This window comes from Streptomyces sp. NPDC111516 (assembly GCF_055635345.1).
On the sequence record NZ_JBVKBV010000002.1, the window covers coordinates 378760 to 397160 of the forward strand.

Annotated in this window: 22 protein-coding genes and 1 pseudogene; 15 read left to right on the forward strand and 8 right to left on the reverse strand. The window is 70.4% G+C overall.

Features of this window, described 5'->3' with window-relative positions; genetic code table 11:
- Positions 1–119 precede the first annotated feature (119 nt).
- Positions 120–569: an RrF2 family transcriptional regulator gene (locus ACZ7L9_RS07340; RefSeq protein WP_471413317.1), complete on the reverse strand. Its 450-nt coding sequence runs from the start codon at positions 567–569 to the stop codon at positions 120–122.
- Positions 570–758: 189 nt separating this feature from the next.
- Here ACZ7L9_RS07340 and ACZ7L9_RS07345 point away from each other — a divergent pair, with 189 nt between their 5' ends.
- From ACZ7L9_RS07345 to ACZ7L9_RS07385, 9 genes are all read left to right on the forward strand, one after another.
- A complete protein-coding gene (locus ACZ7L9_RS07345) occupies positions 759–2165 on the forward strand; it encodes a family 2B encapsulin nanocompartment shell protein (RefSeq protein WP_471413318.1) in 1407 nt (468 codons plus the stop codon).
- Between the two features lie 191 nt (positions 2166–2356).
- A complete protein-coding gene (locus ACZ7L9_RS07350) occupies positions 2357–3352 on the forward strand; it encodes a family 2 encapsulin nanocompartment cargo protein polyprenyl transferase (RefSeq protein WP_471413492.1) in 996 nt (331 codons plus the stop codon).
- A gap of 299 nt (positions 3353–3651) precedes the next feature.
- Positions 3652–4320 (forward strand): DUF6304 family protein, encoded by a 669-nt coding sequence (locus ACZ7L9_RS07355; RefSeq protein WP_471413320.1) that lies wholly within the window; start codon positions 3652–3654, stop codon positions 4318–4320.
- A gap of 99 nt (positions 4321–4419) precedes the next feature.
- Entirely contained in the window at positions 4420–5403 is a 984-nt protein-coding gene (locus ACZ7L9_RS07360) for an SdpI family protein (RefSeq protein ID WP_471413321.1), read from the forward strand.
- Between the two features lie 2 nt (positions 5404–5405).
- Positions 5406–5765: a GntR family transcriptional regulator gene (locus ACZ7L9_RS07365; protein ID WP_389983200.1), complete on the forward strand. Its 360-nt coding sequence runs from the start codon at positions 5406–5408 to the stop codon at positions 5763–5765.
- A gap of 253 nt (positions 5766–6018) precedes the next feature.
- Positions 6019–7026: an NAD-dependent epimerase/dehydratase family protein gene (locus tag ACZ7L9_RS07370; protein WP_471413494.1), complete on the forward strand. Its 1008-nt coding sequence runs from the start codon at positions 6019–6021 to the stop codon at positions 7024–7026.
- A 177-nt stretch (positions 7027–7203) separates the two neighbouring features.
- Entirely contained in the window at positions 7204–7563 is a 360-nt protein-coding gene (locus tag ACZ7L9_RS07375; RefSeq protein ID WP_471413323.1) for a DUF952 domain-containing protein, read from the forward strand.
- Complete coding sequence (locus tag ACZ7L9_RS07380; RefSeq protein WP_471413324.1) at positions 7560–8486, forward strand: NAD(P)H-binding protein; 927 nt, start codon at positions 7560–7562, stop codon at positions 8484–8486. Before ACZ7L9_RS07375 ends, ACZ7L9_RS07380 begins: the two co-directional genes overlap by 4 nt.
- Before the next feature lie 60 nt (positions 8487–8546).
- Positions 8547–9170, forward strand: a complete 624-nt coding sequence (locus ACZ7L9_RS07385; RefSeq protein ID WP_471413325.1) for a nucleotidyltransferase domain-containing protein — start codon at positions 8547–8549, stop codon at positions 9168–9170.
- A 39-nt stretch (positions 9171–9209) separates the two neighbouring features.
- On the opposite strand, the gene ACZ7L9_RS07390 is transcribed toward ACZ7L9_RS07385, so the two are convergent.
- On the reverse strand, positions 9210–9821 hold the full coding sequence (locus ACZ7L9_RS07390) for a TetR/AcrR family transcriptional regulator (protein WP_471413327.1): 612 nt from the start codon (positions 9819–9821) through the stop codon (positions 9210–9212).
- 100 nt (positions 9822–9921) lie between these two features.
- On the opposite strand from ACZ7L9_RS07390, the gene ACZ7L9_RS07395 reads away from it, so the two are divergent.
- Positions 9922–11394, forward strand: coding sequence for an MFS transporter (locus ACZ7L9_RS07395; RefSeq protein WP_471413328.1), 1473 nt, complete (start codon positions 9922–9924; stop codon positions 11392–11394).
- Positions 11395–11486: 92 nt separating this feature from the next.
- Here the strand turns inward: ACZ7L9_RS07395 and ACZ7L9_RS07400 are convergent, their stop codons facing one another.
- The 3 genes from ACZ7L9_RS07400 to ACZ7L9_RS07410 all read right to left on the reverse strand — a co-directional run bounded on the left by ACZ7L9_RS07400 (position 11487) and on the right by ACZ7L9_RS07410 (position 13546).
- Positions 11487–11966: a VOC family protein gene (locus tag ACZ7L9_RS07400; protein ID WP_471413329.1), complete on the reverse strand. Its 480-nt coding sequence runs from the start codon at positions 11964–11966 to the stop codon at positions 11487–11489.
- A 368-nt stretch (positions 11967–12334) separates the two neighbouring features.
- On the reverse strand, positions 12335–12682 hold the full coding sequence (locus ACZ7L9_RS07405) for a VOC family protein (protein WP_471413331.1): 348 nt from the start codon (positions 12680–12682) through the stop codon (positions 12335–12337).
- A 60-nt stretch (positions 12683–12742) separates the two neighbouring features.
- The gene (locus ACZ7L9_RS07410) at positions 12743–13546 is read right to left on the reverse strand and encodes an enoyl-CoA hydratase/isomerase family protein (RefSeq protein ID WP_471413332.1); all 804 of its coding nucleotides are present in this window, start codon (positions 13544–13546) and stop codon (positions 12743–12745) included.
- Between the two features lie 97 nt (positions 13547–13643).
- Between ACZ7L9_RS07410 and ACZ7L9_RS07415 the strand changes: the two genes are divergently transcribed.
- Positions 13644–14282, forward strand: a complete 639-nt coding sequence (locus ACZ7L9_RS07415) for a TetR/AcrR family transcriptional regulator (RefSeq protein WP_471413334.1) — start codon at positions 13644–13646, stop codon at positions 14280–14282.
- 25 nt (positions 14283–14307) lie between these two features.
- On the opposite strand, the gene ACZ7L9_RS07420 is transcribed toward ACZ7L9_RS07415, so the two are convergent.
- Positions 14308–14439 (reverse strand): hypothetical protein, encoded by a 132-nt coding sequence (locus tag ACZ7L9_RS07420; RefSeq protein WP_471413335.1) that lies wholly within the window; start codon positions 14437–14439, stop codon positions 14308–14310.
- Between the two features lie 293 nt (positions 14440–14732).
- Between ACZ7L9_RS07420 and ACZ7L9_RS07425 the strand changes: the two genes are divergently transcribed.
- The 3 genes and pseudogenes from ACZ7L9_RS07425 to ACZ7L9_RS07435 form a co-directional block, all read left to right on the forward strand.
- The gene (locus tag ACZ7L9_RS07425) at positions 14733–15263 is read left to right on the forward strand and encodes a putative immunity protein (protein ID WP_471413496.1); all 531 of its coding nucleotides are present in this window, start codon (positions 14733–14735) and stop codon (positions 15261–15263) included.
- A gap of 221 nt (positions 15264–15484) precedes the next feature.
- Positions 15485–16369 carry an alpha/beta hydrolase gene (locus ACZ7L9_RS07430; protein WP_471413336.1) on the forward strand — a complete coding sequence of 295 codons (885 nt, stop codon included), beginning with the start codon at positions 15485–15487 and terminating at the stop codon, positions 16367–16369.
- Positions 16370–16624: 255 nt separating this feature from the next.
- Positions 16625–16792: pseudogene (locus tag ACZ7L9_RS07435) on the forward strand (tyrosine-type recombinase/integrase); the annotation flags it as partial.
- Positions 16793–16799: 7 nt separating this feature from the next.
- On the opposite strand, the gene sodN reads toward ACZ7L9_RS07435, so the two are convergent.
- Complete coding sequence (sodN, locus tag ACZ7L9_RS07440) at positions 16800–17195, reverse strand: superoxide dismutase, Ni (protein ID WP_072483792.1); 396 nt, start codon at positions 17193–17195, stop codon at positions 16800–16802.
- 180 nt (positions 17196–17375) lie between these two features.
- Here sodN and sodX point away from each other — a divergent pair, with 180 nt between their 5' ends.
- On the forward strand, positions 17376–17834 hold the full coding sequence (sodX, locus tag ACZ7L9_RS07445) for a nickel-type superoxide dismutase maturation protease (RefSeq protein ID WP_471413339.1): 459 nt from the start codon (positions 17376–17378) through the stop codon (positions 17832–17834).
- Here sodX and ACZ7L9_RS07450 read toward each other — a convergent pair.
- Positions 17738–18367, reverse strand: coding sequence for a CGNR zinc finger domain-containing protein (locus ACZ7L9_RS07450; RefSeq protein ID WP_471413340.1), 630 nt, complete (start codon positions 18365–18367; stop codon positions 17738–17740). The two genes, sodX and ACZ7L9_RS07450, sit on opposite strands and share 97 nt — an antisense overlap.
- Positions 18368–18401 lie beyond the last annotated feature (34 nt).

Genomic DNA, 18401 nt, shown 5'->3' on the forward strand with positions numbered 1-18401 from the left:
TGTTCCTTGAATTGGTATGTGAGATTCGTATTTTTGGGCAGGGGGAAACAGTGCGGTGGCGCCCGTGGTGCGGGCGTGGACGCGGTGTGGGTGGGGGTGTGCGGTGGTTGCGTCTCGACTCAGTCGGCGGCCGGGCGGCCCCTGGTGATGCCGATCAGCAACGGTCCGGTGGGGGAAGTGACGAGTCCGGCGACGGTGATCGGATCGAGCGAGGCGTAGAAGGCCTCCTCCGCCTGGCGCAGGGCGCCGCGCAGCCGGCAGGCCGAGCGCAGGGGGCAGGGGGTGGTGCCCTCGCAGTCGACGACGTCGCCGGGCCCCTCCAGCTCCCGGACGAGTCCGCCGATCGAGGCGGACCGGCCCGCCCCGGTGAGACTGAGCCCGCCGCCGCGGCCCCGGCGTGCCTCGACGAGGCCGAGATGCTGGAGCCTGGCGACGACCTTCGCGGCGTGGGTGTACGGCACCTGCATGGTCGCCGCCACCTCCCGGGTGGTCGGCGGGTCCTCGTTCTCCACGACGGCGAGGCGCATCAGTACGCGCAGCGCCACGTCGGTGAATCTCGTCAGCCGCATGACGGTCACGCTAGATAATTTGCATCGGGGATGCAAATTAACGGCGCCCGCTGGCGCCGGGCGGGCATTGCTGAGCGTCGTGCCCAGCCCAAAGCCCGAATAGTCACACTCTTTTGTGTAATGGCGTGCCCACTCTCCGTGCTGAAAAGCTTCTTCGTGCAGGTCAGCCGATGATCGAGAGGACGTCAGATGTCCGTTGGTGAAGAGGTTCAGAACGCGCCGGTGCCGCCGCAGCAGAGTCTGGGCACGGCGGCGGCGCGGAACCTCGCGACGACCACCAAGTCCGCTCCGCAGATGCAGGAGATCACCTCACGGTGGCTGCTGAAGATGCTGCCATGGGTGCAGGTGCAGGGCGGCACATACCGGGTGAACCGCAGGCTGAGCTACTCGGTGGGGGACGGCCGGGTGACTTTCGTGCAGACCGGCGACCGGGTCTCGGTCATCCCTGCCGAGCTCGGAGAGCTTCCCGCCCTGCGGGAGTTCGGCGACGAGGAGGTGCTCGGTGAGCTGGCCCGCCGGTGTGAGCAGCGCGACATCGCCGCCGGCCAGGTGCTGGCCGACTCCGGGGACGCGGCGGACCGCGTCTTCCTGCTGGCACACGGCAAGGTCGCGAAGGTCGGCACCGGTCCGTACGGGGACGAGACGGTGCTCGGGGTCCACGCCGACGGGGCCTACTTCGGCGACCACGCCCTGATCGACGGCGACGCCGTCTGGGAGTACACGGCCCGGGCCGTCACCGCCTGTACGGTGCTGACGCTGCGCCGGGCCGATGTTCTGAACCTTGCCGAGCGCGCGGATTCGCTCCGCACCCATCTCGCCGGGCTGCTCAGTGTCCCGCAGCAACGCACCAACAAGTACGGCGAGGCGGAGATCGACCTCTCCGCCGGTCATGTCGGCGAAGCCGTCGTCCCGCACACATACGTCGACTACGAGGCGGCGCCGCGCGAGTACGAACTGAGCGTCGCCCAGACCGTGCTGAAGGTCCACAGCAGGGTCGCCGACCTCTACAACCAGCCGATGAACCAGACCGAGCAGCAGTTGCGGCTCACGGTCGAGGCGCTGCGCGAGCGCCAGGAGCACGAGCTGATCAACAACCGGGAGTTCGGCCTGCTCAACAACTGCGACTACGGGCAGCGCATCCAGCCGCACGACGGGGTGCCCAGCCCCGACGACATGGACGAACTGCTCTCCCGCCGCCGTGGCTCCAAGCTCTTCCTCGCCCACCCGCGGGCCATCGCCGCGTTCGGCCGCGAATGCAACAGGCGCGGTCTGGTTCCGGAGAGCGTGGACGTCGGGGGACACCATGTGCCGGCCTGGCGGGGCGTACCGATCTTCCCGTCCAACAAGATCCCGGTCACCGACGCCCGGACCACATCGATCATCTGCATGAGGACGGGTGAGGCCGAGCAAGGCGTCATCGGGCTCCAGCAGACCGGCATCCCCGACGAGATCGAGCCCAGCCTGTCGGTCCGCTTCATGGGCATCGACGAACAAGCGATCATCTCCTACCTGGTGACGGCCTACTACTCCGCGGCCATCCTCGTACCGGACGCCCTCGGCGTACTGGAAAACGTCGAGGTCAGCCGCTGGCGGTAGCCGCTCGGGGGCCCGGACGGCAGGGTCCGGGCCCCCAGTCAACCTCCGCCGCCGGGCAGCCCTGCCCGGGGCGGCATCGGGAGGACGCCCCAGTGAAGACCCACCACGCACTCCAATCACCGACACCCCGGGCCCCGGGTGACGACGACCCGGCCGCCCTCGCGACCCAGGGCAATGAGGCCCCGGCCCTCCTGGAACAGACCCGGACCCTCGTCGATCCCGAACTGCGCGCCGCCGTCGACTCCTTGCCTGGATCGATCCGCCGCGTCGCGATGTACCACTTCGGCTGGCAGCAGGCCGACGGCACCCCGTCGTCGGGCCAGGCGGGCAAGGCGATCAGGCCCGCCCTCGTCCTCGCCGCCGCCCGCGCGCTGGGCGGCGACCCGCAACGGGCGGTACGGGCGGCCGCGGCTGTGGAGCTGGTCCACAATTTCACCCTGCTGCACGACGACGTCATCGACGAGGACCGGACCCGTCGGCACCGGCCCACGGCCTGGGCGGTCTTCGGCATCCCGGACGCGGTCATCGCCGGCGACGCCATGCTCGCCCTCGCCCAGCGACTGCTGACCGAGGACACCGGCCCGGCCTCGGCCCGCGCTTCGGCACGGCTCTCGACCTGTGTCATCGAGCTCTGCGCGGGCCAGCAGGCGGACTGCGCCTTCGAGGACCGCGATCCGGCCGAGGTCTCGCTCGACGAGTGCCTGACCATGGCCACCGCCAAGACGGGCGCCCTGCTCGGCTGCGCCTGCGCGCTGGGAGCGCTGTACGCCGGCGCGGGGGAGCGGACGGTCGGCGCGATGGACGGATTCGGCCGGGAGGCGGGCCTCGCCTTCCAGCTCATCGACGATCTGATCGGTATCTGGGGGGATCCGGCACAGACCGGGAAGCCGGTCGGGGCGGATCTCGTCGCCCACAAGAAGTCCCTGCCCGTGGTCGCCGCACTGACCTCCGGCACCCCGGCGGCGGCCGAACTCGCCGCGCTCTACCGGGGAGCCATGAACACCCCCGGCGAGGTGAGCCGCGCCGCCGATGCCGTCGACCGGTCCGGCGGCCGGGACTGGGCACAGGTCTGCGCGGCGGACCGGATGGCACGCGCCGTCCACCACCTGTCCCGGGCGGTCCCCGACCTGGCCCCGGCAGGCGACCTCCTGACCCTGGCGGAGTTCGTCACCCGCCGGACGCACTGAGCCAGGAGGGGAGGGAGCGGTAGCGGCGGCAGCGGGATCGGAGGGGCGCGGAGAAGGGGGGCGAGAGCCCGGAGCCGAGAACGGTGAAGGGGGTGGAGGAAGGGAACGGCGGAAGAGCAGCCGAGCACGGGGAACGGGAAAGGGGCAAGGGCAACGGAGCAGGAAGAGCGGAGGAAGAGGAACCGGGCAGAGAGAACGAAGGCAGCGCAACGGGGCAAGGTGGCGAGGTCACAAGGCTCGTGAGGCGAAAAGGAGGGCGGCAGAGCGACTGTCATGGGCACGGGCTACAGTCCGTGCCCATGACAGATGAGTCATGGGCAGGGTGGTACCGGGACCGACAGGGTTCCGACGCCGTCATCCTCACCACCGATGGACAGCAACTCCGCCTCCGGATCAGGGGCATCGACTTCGAGGGCGAAAGCTTCGACGGTCTCGCCCCGGTGGCCGGCACACCGCCGGCCGACGGCCTGTTCGCCCTGGTGGACGGCGTGTTGGGCGACTGCGTCCTGGAGTGGGACCTGCCGCTCCCGGTCCTCTGGGACGGAGCCGTCCATCAGGCCACGCTCAGCTGCCTGTTGTCGTTGCGCCGCCCTGATCCGTATCTCCACCTGGAGCTGCAGTTCGGTGGGGCCGCGTACGGATCCCACCGCGCCGAGAGCGACTTCGCCTCCGCGCTCGCCACGATCCAGCGCGTCCTGCCGCCGAGGGTGCGCCTCCAGACCTGCATCGCCTGCGCCTTCTCCGACTACTTCCCGGCCCCCGGCCGCGGCCTATCCGGCGGCCTCGCGTGCTTCCGGGGCGCCAAGGACGCCTACCGCGGGGCGGCCGGTGAGGGCGACGTCCTGGACCTGTGGGACCGGCGGACCGGATTCGTCCAGGAGGTCTGGAGCTGCCGCGAGTACGAACCCCGCCCGGACCGGGGTGCCGGTACGGGGCATCGGGGTGCGTTCCCGCTGGAACTGGCCTGAACTTCCCGGCCCGGCCGACCGGTTGGCAGGCACCAGCATGCCGACAAAGCTTTGCCGTAACTCCATTGTTCTACTAGCATGCGAACAATGGAGGTTTTCATGATGCGTAAGAACCTGGGCAGAGCCGCGATCGCCGCCCTGCCGTTCCTGCTCGTGCTCGTCGCCGATCTGGTGCTGCTCGCCGTCTTCCGGGACCGGCTTCCCGAACAACTGGCCAGCCACTTCCAGGTCGATGGCCGGGCGAACGGGCACATGGGGCAGGTGTGGTACGCCGTGGCCAACGTCCTGCTGTTCACCGTGACCGGCGCTCTGTGGGCCCTCACGGTGATGCGGGGAAAGTTCTATGGGCGGGCCTACCGCTGGCTGATCGCCGGTGGGTATGCCTTCGCCGGATTCCTCGGCTGGGTGATGGCCGCCGTGCTGCTGGCCAACGTGGATGCCGGTGACGGCGTGAAGGGGGCGGCGCAAGGTGCGTCGCTCCCGATGTGGCAGCTCGCCGTCGCCCTGGGCGTCGCCGTGCTCGCCGGCGCGCTCGGGCTGGTCCTGGCCGCGCTCGCTCCTGTGCCGGAGCAGCCGGCTGTGACCGGGCAGGCCGGGGACGGAGCGCGGATCTCGCTCGCCGACGGGGAGGTCGCCGGATGGGCGCGCAGCGCCGGGGGCTGGTGGCGGCCGCTGATCGCCCTCGTGCTCGTGGCCGCCGGGGTGGTGCTGCTGTTCGGCTCGGGCTGGGTGGCCGCGTTGCCTCCGCTGATCCTCGGTGTGCTGCTGGCCGTGTTCGCCCGGCCGTACGTGGTGGTGGACCGGCGCGGCATCACCATCTCGGGAATGCTCCCCTGGCCGCGCCTCAGGGTGCCGCTCGACCGGATCGAGACCGTGACCAGCCGCGACATCAACCCCCTTGCGGAGTACGGCGGCTGGGGTTACCGGATCCGCCCGGGACGGAGCGGTCTCATGATCCGCTCCGGTGAGGGAATCGTGGCGACGCTGGCCGGCGGCCGGGTGTTCGCTGTGACCGTCGACGACTCGGCGACCGGGGCCGCGCTCCTCAACACCCTGATCGACCGGCGACAGGCGGAGCGCTGACCATGCTCTTCCGGGTCGATCCCACCTCCACCGTGCCGCTCGGTGATCAGATCGCGGCGTCCGTGCGCCGCGCTGTCGCCGAGGGGACGGTGGTGCCGGGCGAGCGTCTGCCCGCCGCCCGCATGCTTGCCGAGTCCCTCGGGGTCAACGTCCATACGGTGCTGCGCGGTTACCAGCAGCTCCGCGAGGAGGGGCTGATCGAGCTGCGCCGGGGGCGCGGCGCGGTCGTCACCGGCGGCGCGTCCCCGCATCGGGCCCGGCTGCAGGAGCGCGTGCGTGAGGTGGTCGCGGACGCACGCGAGTTGGGGCTGACGGAGGACGAACTGCTGGCCCTCGTCCGTACCGCACTGGGCAGCTCGTAGGCCGACGCGAGGCGTCCCGGCCCCGGTGCGGCGGGCGTTCAGCCACCTGCTGCACGGACCGGAGCAGTGGTCCGGAGGGCAGAGAGAAGAGCAGGGGAGACCCCGTCCGAGGACCTTTCAGCGCCTTGCGATCGCACGCACCGGACGCCGCGAGCTGATCGGACTCCCATTCTGGGAGCTCCTCTTACGCCGAGAGCGAGGACCGGTACCTGCCAGGTCGCCCTCGGGCAGAGTCGGTCTCATGAGGCTTCTGATGCTGGGTGGTACGGAATTCGTCGGTCGCGCCGTCACCGAGGCGGCGCTCGCGCGCGGCTGGGAGGTCACGGTGTTCCACCGCGGCCGCCACGCGCCCCCGCCGGGCGTGACGGAACTCCTTGGCGACCGCACCACCGGCGAAGGCCTTGCCACGCTGGCCGCAGCCGCCGGCCGCCGCGCGGGTGCGTATGCCTGGGACCTGGTCGTCGACACGTGGAGCGGCGCCCCCACGGCCGTACGCGACGCGGCCCGTCTGCTGGTCGGCCGGGCCGGGCGGTACACGTACGTCTCCAGCCGCTCGGTGTACGACCACCCGGCCCCGGCCGGCCTGGCCGAGGACAGCCCGCTGGTGGCCGGTGCCTCGCCCGGCGCGGGCGGGGACGTCCCGTACCCTCTCGCCAAACGCGGCGGCGAACTGGCCGCACTCGACGCCTTCGGCGACCGGGCACTCCTCGCCCGCGCGGGACTGATCCTGGGCCCCTGGGAGAACATCGGCAGGTTGCCCTGGTGGCTCTCGCGCATCGCCCGCGGAGGGACTGTACTGGCCCCGGGCACACCGGATCTGAAACTCCAGTACATCGACGCCCGTGACCTGGCCAACTGGCTCCTGGACGCGGCCCGCGGCGGACTGAACGGGCCGTACAACCTGGTCAGCCGTCCGGGCCACGCCACGATGGGGCAGCTGCTCGATGCCTGCGTACGTGTCACCGGCTCAGACGCCGCGCTCCGCTGGATCCCCGCGGAGGTGATCCTCGCGGCAGGTGTGGAGCCCTGGAGCGATCTGCCGGTCTGGCTGCCGCCGGGCGAGCTGTACGACGCCGTGCACCAGGGTGACGTCGGCAAGGCGTACGCGGCCGGGCTGTACTGCCGGCCGGTGGGGGAGACGGTCGCGGACACCTGGAAATGGCTGGAGGGACTGGGCGGCGAAGCGCCACACCGGCCCGACCGGCCCGCGGTCGGCCTGGACCCACGGGTGGAGGCCGGCCTGCTCGCCGAAACGGCCTGACGCGCGCCCCGATCCACACCTGGCCGCACAAGCCCAACCCCGGCGGAGAGCCACCGAACGCGGGTTCCCATGGCGGTGAATGGATTCTCGACGGTATCGCGGCGGTTCTGCTCGCCCGCCGGATCGGCGGCCACGCTGATGGCCCGTAGGACGCGTCGACGCGGCTAGCGTTGGCTCATGGCAGAACTGTTGCTGCACCTCACCGAAGGCCCCCTGTGGGAGGCGGCCCGCGGGATCGGGACGTACGAGATGTCCACCCGCGGCCGCACCCTGCACGAAGAGGGCTTCATCCACTGCTCGCTGCCGCACCAGCTCGACGGCGTGGCCGAGATGCTGTACGGCGCCGGGAGCCGGGCCGGGGCGCCTGACCAGGATTTGGTGGTCCTCGTCATCGATCCCGCCCGGCTCCGGGTACCCGTACGGTACGAGCCCGGCACGCCCGGCGGCGAAGATTTCCCCCACATCTACGGACCCGTCCCGGTGGACGCGGTCGTGGAGGTACGCCCCTGGCCGCGCAAGGAAGGCGACCCCGCATGAATCCCGCACCCCCCACAGGCCACACGGACCCGGCCGCCCCGATCGTCGCCGTCACCGGCGCCGGTGGTGCGGTCGGCGGCCGTGTGGCACAGCGCCTCGTGCGCGCCGGAGTACCCGTGCGACTCCTGGGCCGCGACCCGTCCCGGCTGCCGGAACTGCCCGGCGCCGTCGCCGCACCGCCCGCCCCCTACGGCGACGGGGAGGCCATGCGCCGCGCCCTCGCCGGGGCGCACACCCTGTTCCTCGTCTCGGCGCACGAGAGCCCCGACCGGGTGCGCCAGCACACGACGGCTGTGGACGCGGCGGTCGCCGCGGGCGTCGAGCGGATCGTGTACCTCTCCTTCCTCGGAGCCGCGCCGGAGGCCACGTTCACCTTCGCCCGGGACCACTGGTACACCGAGGCGCACATCCGGGTCGCCGAGGTCCGCTACACCTTCCTGCGCGACAGTCTGTACCTCGCGGGGATCCCGGCGATGACCGGCACCGACGGGGTGCTGCGCGGTCCCGGCGGCGACGGCCGGGTGGCGGCGGTGGCGCACGAGGACATCGCGGACGCCGCGACCGCCGTGCTGCTGGCCGACACCGAGACCGACACCATGCGCCACGACGGGGTCACGTACGACCTCACGGGCCCCGAGGCGTTCACCCTCGCGGAAGCGGCCGAGGAGCTCGGCAGGGCCACCGGCCGGACCGTCACCTACGTACCGGAGACCCGCGAGGAGGCCTACGCCTCACGGGCGCACTACGGGGCGGAGGACTGGGAGGTGGCCGGCTGGGTGACGTCGTACGAGGCCATCGCCACCGGCGAGATGTCCACGGTCTCGGACGCCGTACCGAACCTCACCGGGCATCCGGCGATGAGCCTGGCCGCCTATCTGAGGGAGCACCCGGAGAGCTACCGCCATCTGCTCAGGACGGACTGACCTCCCGACGGGCGATCCCGGAGGAGGAGGGACGAGGTGAGAAAGGGAGCCGGCAAACCGATGCGTACGCAGACCCCCTGGGGCCCCTGGGACCCACCCCCGCTCGAAGAGGCAGCCCGTCTCTTCGCCCCGCTGCGCGTCCCCTGGTGGATCGCGGGCGGATACGCGGTCGAACTCGCGGTGGGCCACCACTTCCGGGACCACGGCGACATCGACGTGCTCCTGCTCCGTCGCGATCAGCTCACCGCCCAGGAGATCCTGGCGGGCTGGGAGTGGTGGGCCGCCGATCCGCCCGGCACCTTGCGCCCCTGGGCCCCCGGCGAGGTCCTGCCGTCGTACGTCCACGACATCTGGTGCCGACCCGGTCCCGCCGACCCCTGGCGCATCCAGCTCATGCTGGACGACGCGGAGGGCGCCGACTGGCTGTTCCGCCGCGATTCCCGCATCCGCCTCCCGCTCGACCGGCTCGGCCGGGTCTCCGAGGACGGCGTCCCGTACGTCTCTCCCGAGGTGCAGTTCCTGTACAAGGCCAAGTCCCCTCGACCCAAGGACGAGCAGGACTTCACAACGGCGCTGCCGACCCTCACCGCGGACCAGCGCGCCTGGCTGACCGAGACGATCACCCTGGCCCAGGGTGCCGACCACCCGTGGGTGGCACGGCTGCGTGCCCGTCCGGCCGGCTGACGCGGCGAAGAGCGCGGGACGAGGCCGGCTGACCGCCCCTCACCTCACATACGCACCCGCCCGTGCCGCCGCGGCCGCGGCCTCGGCGGCACGGTCCGCCGCCGCCTCGTCGAGCGGACCGCCGCTGGCCAGCAGCCGGTAGTAGAGGGGGGCCGATACGGCACGGATCACCTCGTCCGCGTCGGTGCCCGCGGGCAGCTCGCCGCGCTCGACTGCTTCGGTGACGCAGCCGGACCACTCCTTGATGCGGATCGCGTAGAAGCGGTGCAGGGCCTCGGCCGTGCGCGGGTCGCAGGTTGCCGCGGCGATCACGGACTTGAAGAGAGCGCCCTGCCGCGGATCGGTGAGGGTGGCGACCACCAGCCGGGCATTCGCCCTGAGGTCCTCGGCCAGGGAGCCGGTGTCCGTACGGGGCGAGGACTGCTCGGCCATGTCGTCGAGCAGGTCGGCGATCAGGCCGGTGGGGGTGGACCAGCGCCGGTAGACGGTCGTCTTGCCGACTTCCGCGCGGCGCGCGACATCGGCGAGGTCCAGACGGTCGAAGCCGTGCTCGGCCAGGGCGTCGCCCGCGGCCCGCAGGACCGATTCACGGACCCGGGCGGTACGGCCACCGGGCCGGACGGTGCCGGGCTCCACGCCCTCAGAAGTCATAACGGGTCTCCAGTTCCATTAATGCGCCCTTCTCTGCTACGGTGGCTCCACCTTAACGGAACCATGGCCCCGTTAGAACCTCTCCTTGAGGAAGGCAATCATGTCCGCACCCAGCCGGGCCCAGTCTCCCGACACCGCCGACGCCGCTCCCTGTGCGCCGTTCTCGGAAATCCGCATGACCGGACGGCAGAAGCTGGTCCTCGCTCTCCTCCTCGGCGCCCAGTTCATGATCGCTGTTGACTTCTCGATCCTGAACGTCGCGCTGCCGGTCGTCGGCGAGGGCCTCGGCTTCCCCCTCTCCCACCTGCAATGGATCGCCACCGCATTCGCGCTCGCCGCCGCCGGCTTCACGCTGCTGTTCGGGCGCGTCGCCGATCTCGTGGGCCGCAAACGGCTGTTTCTGGCCGGCATGGTCGTCCTCGGTCTCTCTTCAGCCCTGGGTGGCCTCGCCACCTCGCCCGAAGTCCTGCTCACGGCAAGGGTGTTGCAGGGGCTTGCCACGGCGGCGGTCACCCCGGCCGGACTCGCGCTGCTGACCACGGCCTTCAGGGAGGGCCCGCTGCGGGAACGCGCCCTGGGCCTCAACGGCGCACTGATGTCCGCCGGATTCACCGCCGGAGCCATCCTCGGCGGCCTGCTCACCGATCTGCTCTCCTGGCGCTGGGCCTTCTTCGTCAACGTGCCCGTGGCCGCCCTCGTGGTGGCCCTCGCCCCGGCCGTCATCACCGACTCGCGCCCCGCCCGGCATCCCCGGCTCGATGTCCCCGGGGCGGTGACCGTCACCAGCGGACTGCTCCTGCTGGTCTACGGACTGACCCGGGCCGGCGAGTCCGGCTGGACCACGCCCACCACCCTGACCGCACTCCTCGCAGGTCTCGCACTCCTCGTCGGCTTCCGGTCCGTCGAGAAGAGGGCTGCGGCGCCGCTGGTCCCCCTGCACATCCTGAAGCGACGCAGCGTCGTCTGGGGCAACACCGCCGGCCTGATCGCCTTCGTCACGGAGACCTCGCTGGTCTTCCTGCTCACCCTTTACCTGCAGGAGGTCCTCGGCTACTCACCACTCGCCACCGGTCTCGCCTTCGGCGTCCTGGGCCTCGGTACCGTGCTCGGCGGCGCGTTCGGCGGTCGTACGGTCGGCCGCCTCGGCAGCCGTACGACCATCGTCACCGGCGGGGCCATCCAGGCCGCCGCCACCCTCTCGCTGGTGGCACTCGGCATGTCGGGGGCCTGGATATGGCTCCTGCTGGTGGCCACCTTCATCGGCGGCATCGGCAACATGCTGATGATCGTCGGCTTCATGGTCACCGCGACCTCCGGACTCCCGGACGAGGAACAGGGCCTGGCCACCGGCCTCGCCACCATGACCCAGCAGATCGGCATCACCATGGGCATTCCGGTCGTGAGCGCCATCGCCACCGCCCGGATGTCCGCTCTCGGTGACGCCGGCCCGGAGGGCGTTCTCTCGGGTGTCTCGGTCGCGATCCTGGTCAACTCCGCACTGGTCCTGACCGGCGCCCTGCTCGGCGGTGCCTTCCTGGGCCCGCGTCGCGCAGGGGGCGGCGCGCGGCGGTGAGAACGGGCCATCATCCGGCGGACAGGGCGTAGATGCCGGACGGGCCCGAATCGGACCCGTCCGGCATCTACGCCCTGTCCGCCCTGTTCCTGTCAGCCCTCGTCGTGCGCTTTCCGCAGCGTGGCGATGTCCAGCTTCTTCATGGTCATCATCGCGGCGGTGGTCCGCGCGGCCTTCTCCGCGTCCTGGTCACCGATCAGATCGATCAGTACCTCCGGAACGACCTGCCAGGAGACGCCGTATCTGTCCTTCAGCCAGCCGCAGGGCCCCTCTTCGCCCCCGTCGGTCAGCTTGCCCCAGTAGTAGTCCACCTCGTCCTGCTCGGAGCAGTGGATCTGGAACGAGATGGATTCGTTGAAGGTGAACTGCGGCCCGCCGTTCACCCCGACGAACTTCTGGCCGTTGATCTCGAACTCGACCGCCATCGCCGATCCGGCAGGCCCGGGACCTGCTTCGGTGTAGCGGCCGATCCTGCCGAGGCGGGAGTTCTCGAAGACCGAGAGGTAGTACTCCGCCGCCTCCTCGGCCTGCCCGTCGAACCACAGACATGTGGTGAAGCCCTCGGTGGTCATCGCTGTCTCCTGTCGTGAGCGCATGTCCCGTCGTGTGCGCATGTCCACCCATACCGACTGATCCCGTCCCGGAAACTCATCGCTCGCATTTTGGGTGGGCATCGGCAGTGCCCTGTCAACAGACATCCGGACTCACCGAGCACCAGCGGGGTCATGGCGGTGCCGGAGATGCTGTCGGGCAGTACGGTCTTGTGCCGGGTGAACGCGCGGCCCATGCCGGGCGTCGACCCTACGCCGACCGCATCGGAATCGCGCAGTCCGCCGACTCCGCAGCCGCTCCCCGGACAACCTCCCGGGCATGTCCCGACCCGTCACGGGAACGCGGAAGGGGCCGACCGCTGGCAGCGGTCGGCCCCTTCCGCGGCCGCTCAGGGGCCGACGTATTCGTATACGCCTCCGTGGGGGTGGCGCAGTACCGCGCGGTGGCCGTTGGGGGTGGGCTGGACCGGCATCACCACGGTGGCACCGGCCTTCGTCGCCGACTCGACTGCGGCGGCCAGATCCGCGACCGCGAGAGTGGCGCCCACTCCGGCGACCCTTTGCACCGCCTCGTCAGGACCGCAGAACAGGAGGAAGGGCCCGACGCCCGCCAGGGTCACACCGGCGAAGGCGAAGCGGGCGGCCGGCAGACCGGTCAGCCTCTCGTAGAAGGGAATGGCCGCTTCCAGGTCGTCGACGCGCTGTCGTGCGATCACCGAGTCGATCTTCATGGCCATGCTGCAACACCTCATCGGGTTCGGGCTGGGTTCGGGCCGGGTTCGGGTGCGCGTCCGTGTTCAGCTGCTGCTCGCGAGGAGCTGCCGTGCGTACCCGCCACGAAGGTCCTCGGTGATCCGGCGTCGCCAGGGGCGGCTGATCAGCGCGTGCGTGAGGCGGCGGGAGGTACGGGGCGTGGTCATGATCGTTGCCGCGATCCGGCGGGCGCGGTCCAGCAGTTGGTCCGCCGGGAGCACTTCGTTCACCAGCCCCCACTGCAGCGCTGTCCCGGCATCCACCCCCTCGCCCGTGTACGCGAGACGAGCAGCCCGCTTGGGCCCGAGGACCTCCTCCAGGACGAGATGCATGCCGTCGCCGGGCACCGAACCCGCGGCGAAGTTCCCATCGGCGATCACCACGTCATCGGCGCACAAGGTGATGTCGCACATCAGGGCCAGTTCCTGGCGGGGGCCAGGCCCGTTCAACACGCCGATGGTCGGGATGTCGACGCCGAAGGCGAGGCCCTCGAGCAGTCGCACCCCGTCCAGATACTGCTCGTACAGGACATCGCTGTGCCACTGCGACACCGGTTCCGCGAACGACCGCGGATCGAAGCCCGCGATCCACTTCTGCCCGGTCCCGGTGATGACGAGGACCTCGTTGTCCCGGTCGGCGCCGGCCTCGGCGAGTACCCGACCCCAGGCGTTGAGCAGCGCACGCGAGAAGACCGCGGGGCCACCGCCGGTGTGCATCCGGATCTCGATGATTCCCGCGTCCCTGCGGATGTCGAAGTGCTCGGCGTACGCGGCCCTGTACCGATCGAGCGTCGGGCGCTCGACGAAGCCGCCCAGCAGTCGGTCGCGATCATTCAGCGCATCGGACATCGGGCATCGAAACCTTTCGGCCGCCGGGAGCCTGTCGGCGGCCACTCTGCCACACTAGATGGGGTCAGACCCCGTTTCGTGGAAAGAGGGACAGTCGGTGAACGAGGACCACCTCGGTGCAGGCCGGCCCGTGCGTGCCGATGCCCGCCTCAGCCGCGAGCGCATCGTGGGCTCCGCGGGTCAATTGTTCGCGGCGGAGGGGGTGTTGGTATCCCTGGAACGGATCGCCCAGCACGCCGGGGTGGGTTCGGCGACCTTGCACCGCCACTTCCGGGGGCGACGGGCGCTGGCCGTGGCCGTGATGGACGAGCGGGTCCTGACCCTGTGCGCCAAGGCGCGCCGGTTGTCGGCCGAGCTCGAACCCGGCCCGGCCCTCGCGGCATGGCTGCGGGCAGCCGTGGAACACAACAGCACCTTCCGAGGCCTCGCCGCGCTGCTGTCCGAGGAACTCGCCGAGCCCGGACATCACGTCGAAGCGCGCCACGGCGAAGTGCGCGCGGCGGGCGGAGAACTCCTGCGCCGGGCCCAGCGCGTAGGCGCGGCCCGGGACGACATCACGGTCTCCGACCTGCTCAACCTGGCCAATGGGATCGCGGTCGCCACCGAGCACGCACAGGACCGCGCACGGCAGGCCGACCACCTGCTCAACCTCGTGGTCACCGGCGTGCGCCCCCGTGCTGCCGCAGACACGGAGCCGCCGGTCGGCGGATTTCCTCCCGAGGCTTCCACGCACTGAACAGCCCCACACCGCGACCGGACGCTCAGGCGCGGGCCGAGGACTCCGCGTCCCGTCCGGGCGCGATACCCCGGACGAAGTCCGACAGCGGCAGCTCGGCATTCTTCCCCTGCGGGCCGCGCACGGCGATGCGATTGCTGGTCAGATCGGCCACCACGTGCACAGGGTCATCAGCGGGTCGCCGTCGGCGGCCGTGCGGTGGACTCCGTGCGGCAGAGGGGCGCAGGTGAGGGCGGTCAGGAACCATGCGCCCGACGGCTCAGGCCCATCGGGGCGCAGCTTCTCCAACGCGCGGCCCCGGGCGACGCTCTCCTCGTACCCGCCGAGGGAGTCGGTGGAGGATGCGCCGCCGTCGTCCCGGTAGGACCGGCTTTCGGGCGGGTGAAAGGCGTCGGCGCACCGGCCAGAATGGAGCGCATGCCAATTGGACCAGGCGATTTCGAGCTGACCATGTGCGAACTGCGGGTCGTGGCCCGCTACGCAGTCGAGAGCGCACAGGAAGTCCTTGCGATCTTCGAGGATGCTCATCCCGAAGACGCGCGGCCTCGCGCTGCCGTCGAAGCTGCATGGACGTTCGCGAACGGCGCTCCACGAACAAAGCTGCAGCGCGTTGCCTCGCTGGATGCGCACCGCGCGGCAAAAGCTGCCGCCGGCGAAGCCGCCAGGCATGCTGCGCGTGCTGCGGGCGACGCGGCATCCGCTGCTTACCTGCACCCTCTTGCGAAGGCGACCCAGGTTGGCCACATCCTGCGCGCGACTGCAAACTCGGCGCGGGCAGCCGAGCTTTGCGCAGGCGATGACCCCGCCGTGGGAGACGCGCTGATCCAGCAAGCGCGTCAGCGCGCTACGCCTGTGCTGATCGACGTTCTGGGTCGATACCCCCTCGCCCCCATCGGAAAGAGCCGCGTCGCGCACCTGATGAAGGCCTTGGACAGCTCACTTCGGAACTCGTCCGGACAGAGCAGGTCAACGCGTTTGTAGCGGGCCAGGCGCTGTCCGATGGGTCGGGATGCGTCCGGCGGGTGCAATCGGCACCGGCAACGGCGACGGCTTCCGTCCCGTGACGCCTCAGCCGACCTACCCTGGCCAACGTGGGATCACTCGGCGGGACCGCCGGGGAGCGAGGTGCTGTGACGGTCGGCCCGTTGGCGTCAGTCAGCCTCTGCCAGCCGGGACGTCACCGAAAACCAGAGGCTGGGTCGGTGATCATTACGATCCGGATCACGAGTACTCATCTTGCCGGTCCTACGTTCGTCCTGGTGCACGGGTCCGGCACCAGTTCGTTCATGTGGGCGCCCGTCCAGCGGGAGCTGGCGTTGCGCGGGCACCGCAGCTTCGCCGTCGACCTGCCGGGCCACGGGTTCGACGCCCAGTACCCGACGGCCTATCAGGCCCCGCAGGACCTCGACGCCTGGGCGGACGAGCCTTCGATGTTGGCCAAGGTCACCTTGCAGGACAACGTGGACATGGTGGTCGACACCGTCCGCCGAGTGGCCCGGTACGGGCCCGTGGTGCTCGTGGGCGCCAGTCTTGGCGGGACCACCATCACGCAGGTGGGCAACACGATCCCCGAACTGGTGGACAGACTCGTCTACATCTCCGCGTGGTCGTGCGTACAGCGGTCCAGCCCGGTCGAGTACATGCAGGAGCCCGAGTTCGCCGACAACCTGCTGGCCCCGCTGTACGCGTTGAACGTGGGCGACCCGGCCGGACTCGGCGTCGGGCGGGCCAACTACCGTACGGCCGATCCCGCCCTGCTCACGGCCCTCAAGGGAGCGATCATGGCGGATGGCACCGACGAGCAGTTCCGCGCCTTTCTCAACATCCTGCAGCCCGACGAGTCCCTTGCCGTGATGACGGCCGACGCTCGCGGGCAGGCCGACACCTGGGGAACGATCGCCCGCACGTACATCCGGCTCACCGATGACCGCACACTTCCGGTCGCGATGCAGGACCGCCTGATCGCCGAGGCGGACGCGCTGACCCCGGACAACCCTTACGACGTGCATTCCCTGGACACCAGTCACACCGGCTTCCTCTTGCGACCGGCGGACGTGGCGGGAATCCTTGACCAGCTGATCGCCTAGCTAGGTCCTGTCCTGTCGATCTTCGTGGATCAGCACGGGGCGTCTGGTGCGGTGCATCGCAAGGCGGAGGATCGTCCTCGTACTGGACGTGCTCGGGCGACTCCGACAACGCGGCGAGGTGCCGTGCCAGTCGTTCCGGGCCCGCGAAGATCGGCAGGACAAGGAGCTGCGGCGCTTTGTCGCCGCAGACGTGGTCGGGGCGTGTCCTCGGATGCCCGCCGGCCGGGCGCGGGACACGGACGAGGAGGGCCTTGGGTCCTCGGCCACGCGTCCGCCGGCATCACACTGCGGATCCACGCCCGCCTCTGGCCGGGTGAAGAAGACCGCACCCGGTCCGCCATGGACGCCGTGCTCGGCGGCCTGCGGACCGGGTGCGGACAGGAAGGCGATGTGACCCGCGAAAACGCAGGCCAGACGACCTAACCAGAGATCAAGCCTTCTTGGTCTCCCAGAAGATCTTGTCGATCTGAGCGATGTAGTCCAGTGCCTTCTGGCCCGTCGCCGGGTCCGTGGAGGCCTTCGCGGCCGACAGCGCCTTCAGGGCGTCGTTGACCAGCTGGTGCAGCTCCGGGTACTTCTCGAAGTGCGGGGGCTTGAAGTAGTCGCTCCACAGCACCGAGATGTGGTGCTTCGCGAGCTCGGCGCGCTGCTCCTTGATGACCACTGCGCGGGCCCGGAAGTGCGGGTCCTCGTTGGCCTGGTACTTCTCCTGGACGGCCTTGACGGACTCCGCCTCGATGCGGGCCTGGGCCGGGTCGTACACGCCGCAGGGCAGGTCGCAGTGGGCGCTGACCTTCACCTTGGGGGCAAACAGGCGGGAAAGCATTGAGCTGTCCTTCCTCGTGATCGTCTTCTCAGGTGGGACATTACTCCGTGAGTGACGGGTTTTAGCGGCTGCCCCCATGGGCTTAGGCCAAAAGTCCAGGGTGAGGATGGGTCCGGTGGCCGAATGTACGTAACGCTGTACAGGACGGTGTACGGGACGGACCGGGGAGGTGCCGGAGAGATGCGGGAGGTGCCGGAGGTGCCTGAGCTGACGCAGGAGCAGCGGGGGCGAGGGCTGGCCGGGCGCGTGCCGTTCCAGGTGGTGGAGGTGACGGGGCCGTCGATGGTGCCCACGCTTCATCACGGGGACTGGCTGCTCGTGCAGTACGGGGCGCCGGTGCGCCCCGGGGACGTGGTGATTCTGCGCCATCCGTTCCAGCAGGACCTGCTGGTCGTCAAGCGGGCCGCCGAACGCCGCCGGGGCGGCTGGTGGGTGCTGGCCGACAACATCTTCGCCGGCGGCGACAGCACGGATTACGGGACGGTGCCCGAGGAGCTCGTACTGGCCAGGGTGCGGGCGCGCTACCGGCCGCTGAAGAAGGATCAGCGTTCGGTGTGGGGTGTGGTGACCTGGGCGGTCTCCGCGCTGCGGCCGGTCTCGGCGGCGCGTTCCGTCTCCAGGCGCTTGCGGGCCCGGTAGGCGGCCACGTTGGCGCGGGTCGCGCAGCGGTCCGAGCAGTAGCGGCGGGAGCGATTGGTCGAGGTGTCGAGGTAGGCGTTACGGCACGGCGCCGCCTCGCACAGGCCGAGCCGGTCCACACCGTACGAGGTGAGATGGAAGGCGAGGCCCATCGCCGCGATGGCGGCGTACCCGGCCGTCGCGTTCGACGGGTGGTCGGCCAGGTGCATGTGCCAGTCCGGCTTGCCGTCCTCGTCGCGGAAGTCGTGCCCGGAGATCTGCGGGCTGACCGGGAACTCCAGCAGCAGTGAGTTGAGCAGGTCGACGGCGAGCGTCTCGTCACCGCCGTCGGCCGCCTCGAAGATCGCGCGCAGCCGTGCCCGTACGGACCGGAAGCGGGTCACATCCGCGTCGGTCGCCCGCCGGGCCGCCTGTTGGTTGACGCCGAACAGCTCACGGACCGCCTCGACGGAGGTGAGGGAGTCCTTGTTTCGGGTCGGCTCCTCGGTGTTGACCAGACGCACGGCATAGTCCGAGTAATAGGCCAGTTCCACTTGTAGTCCTTACGGCGTCGGTCTAAAGTGATGC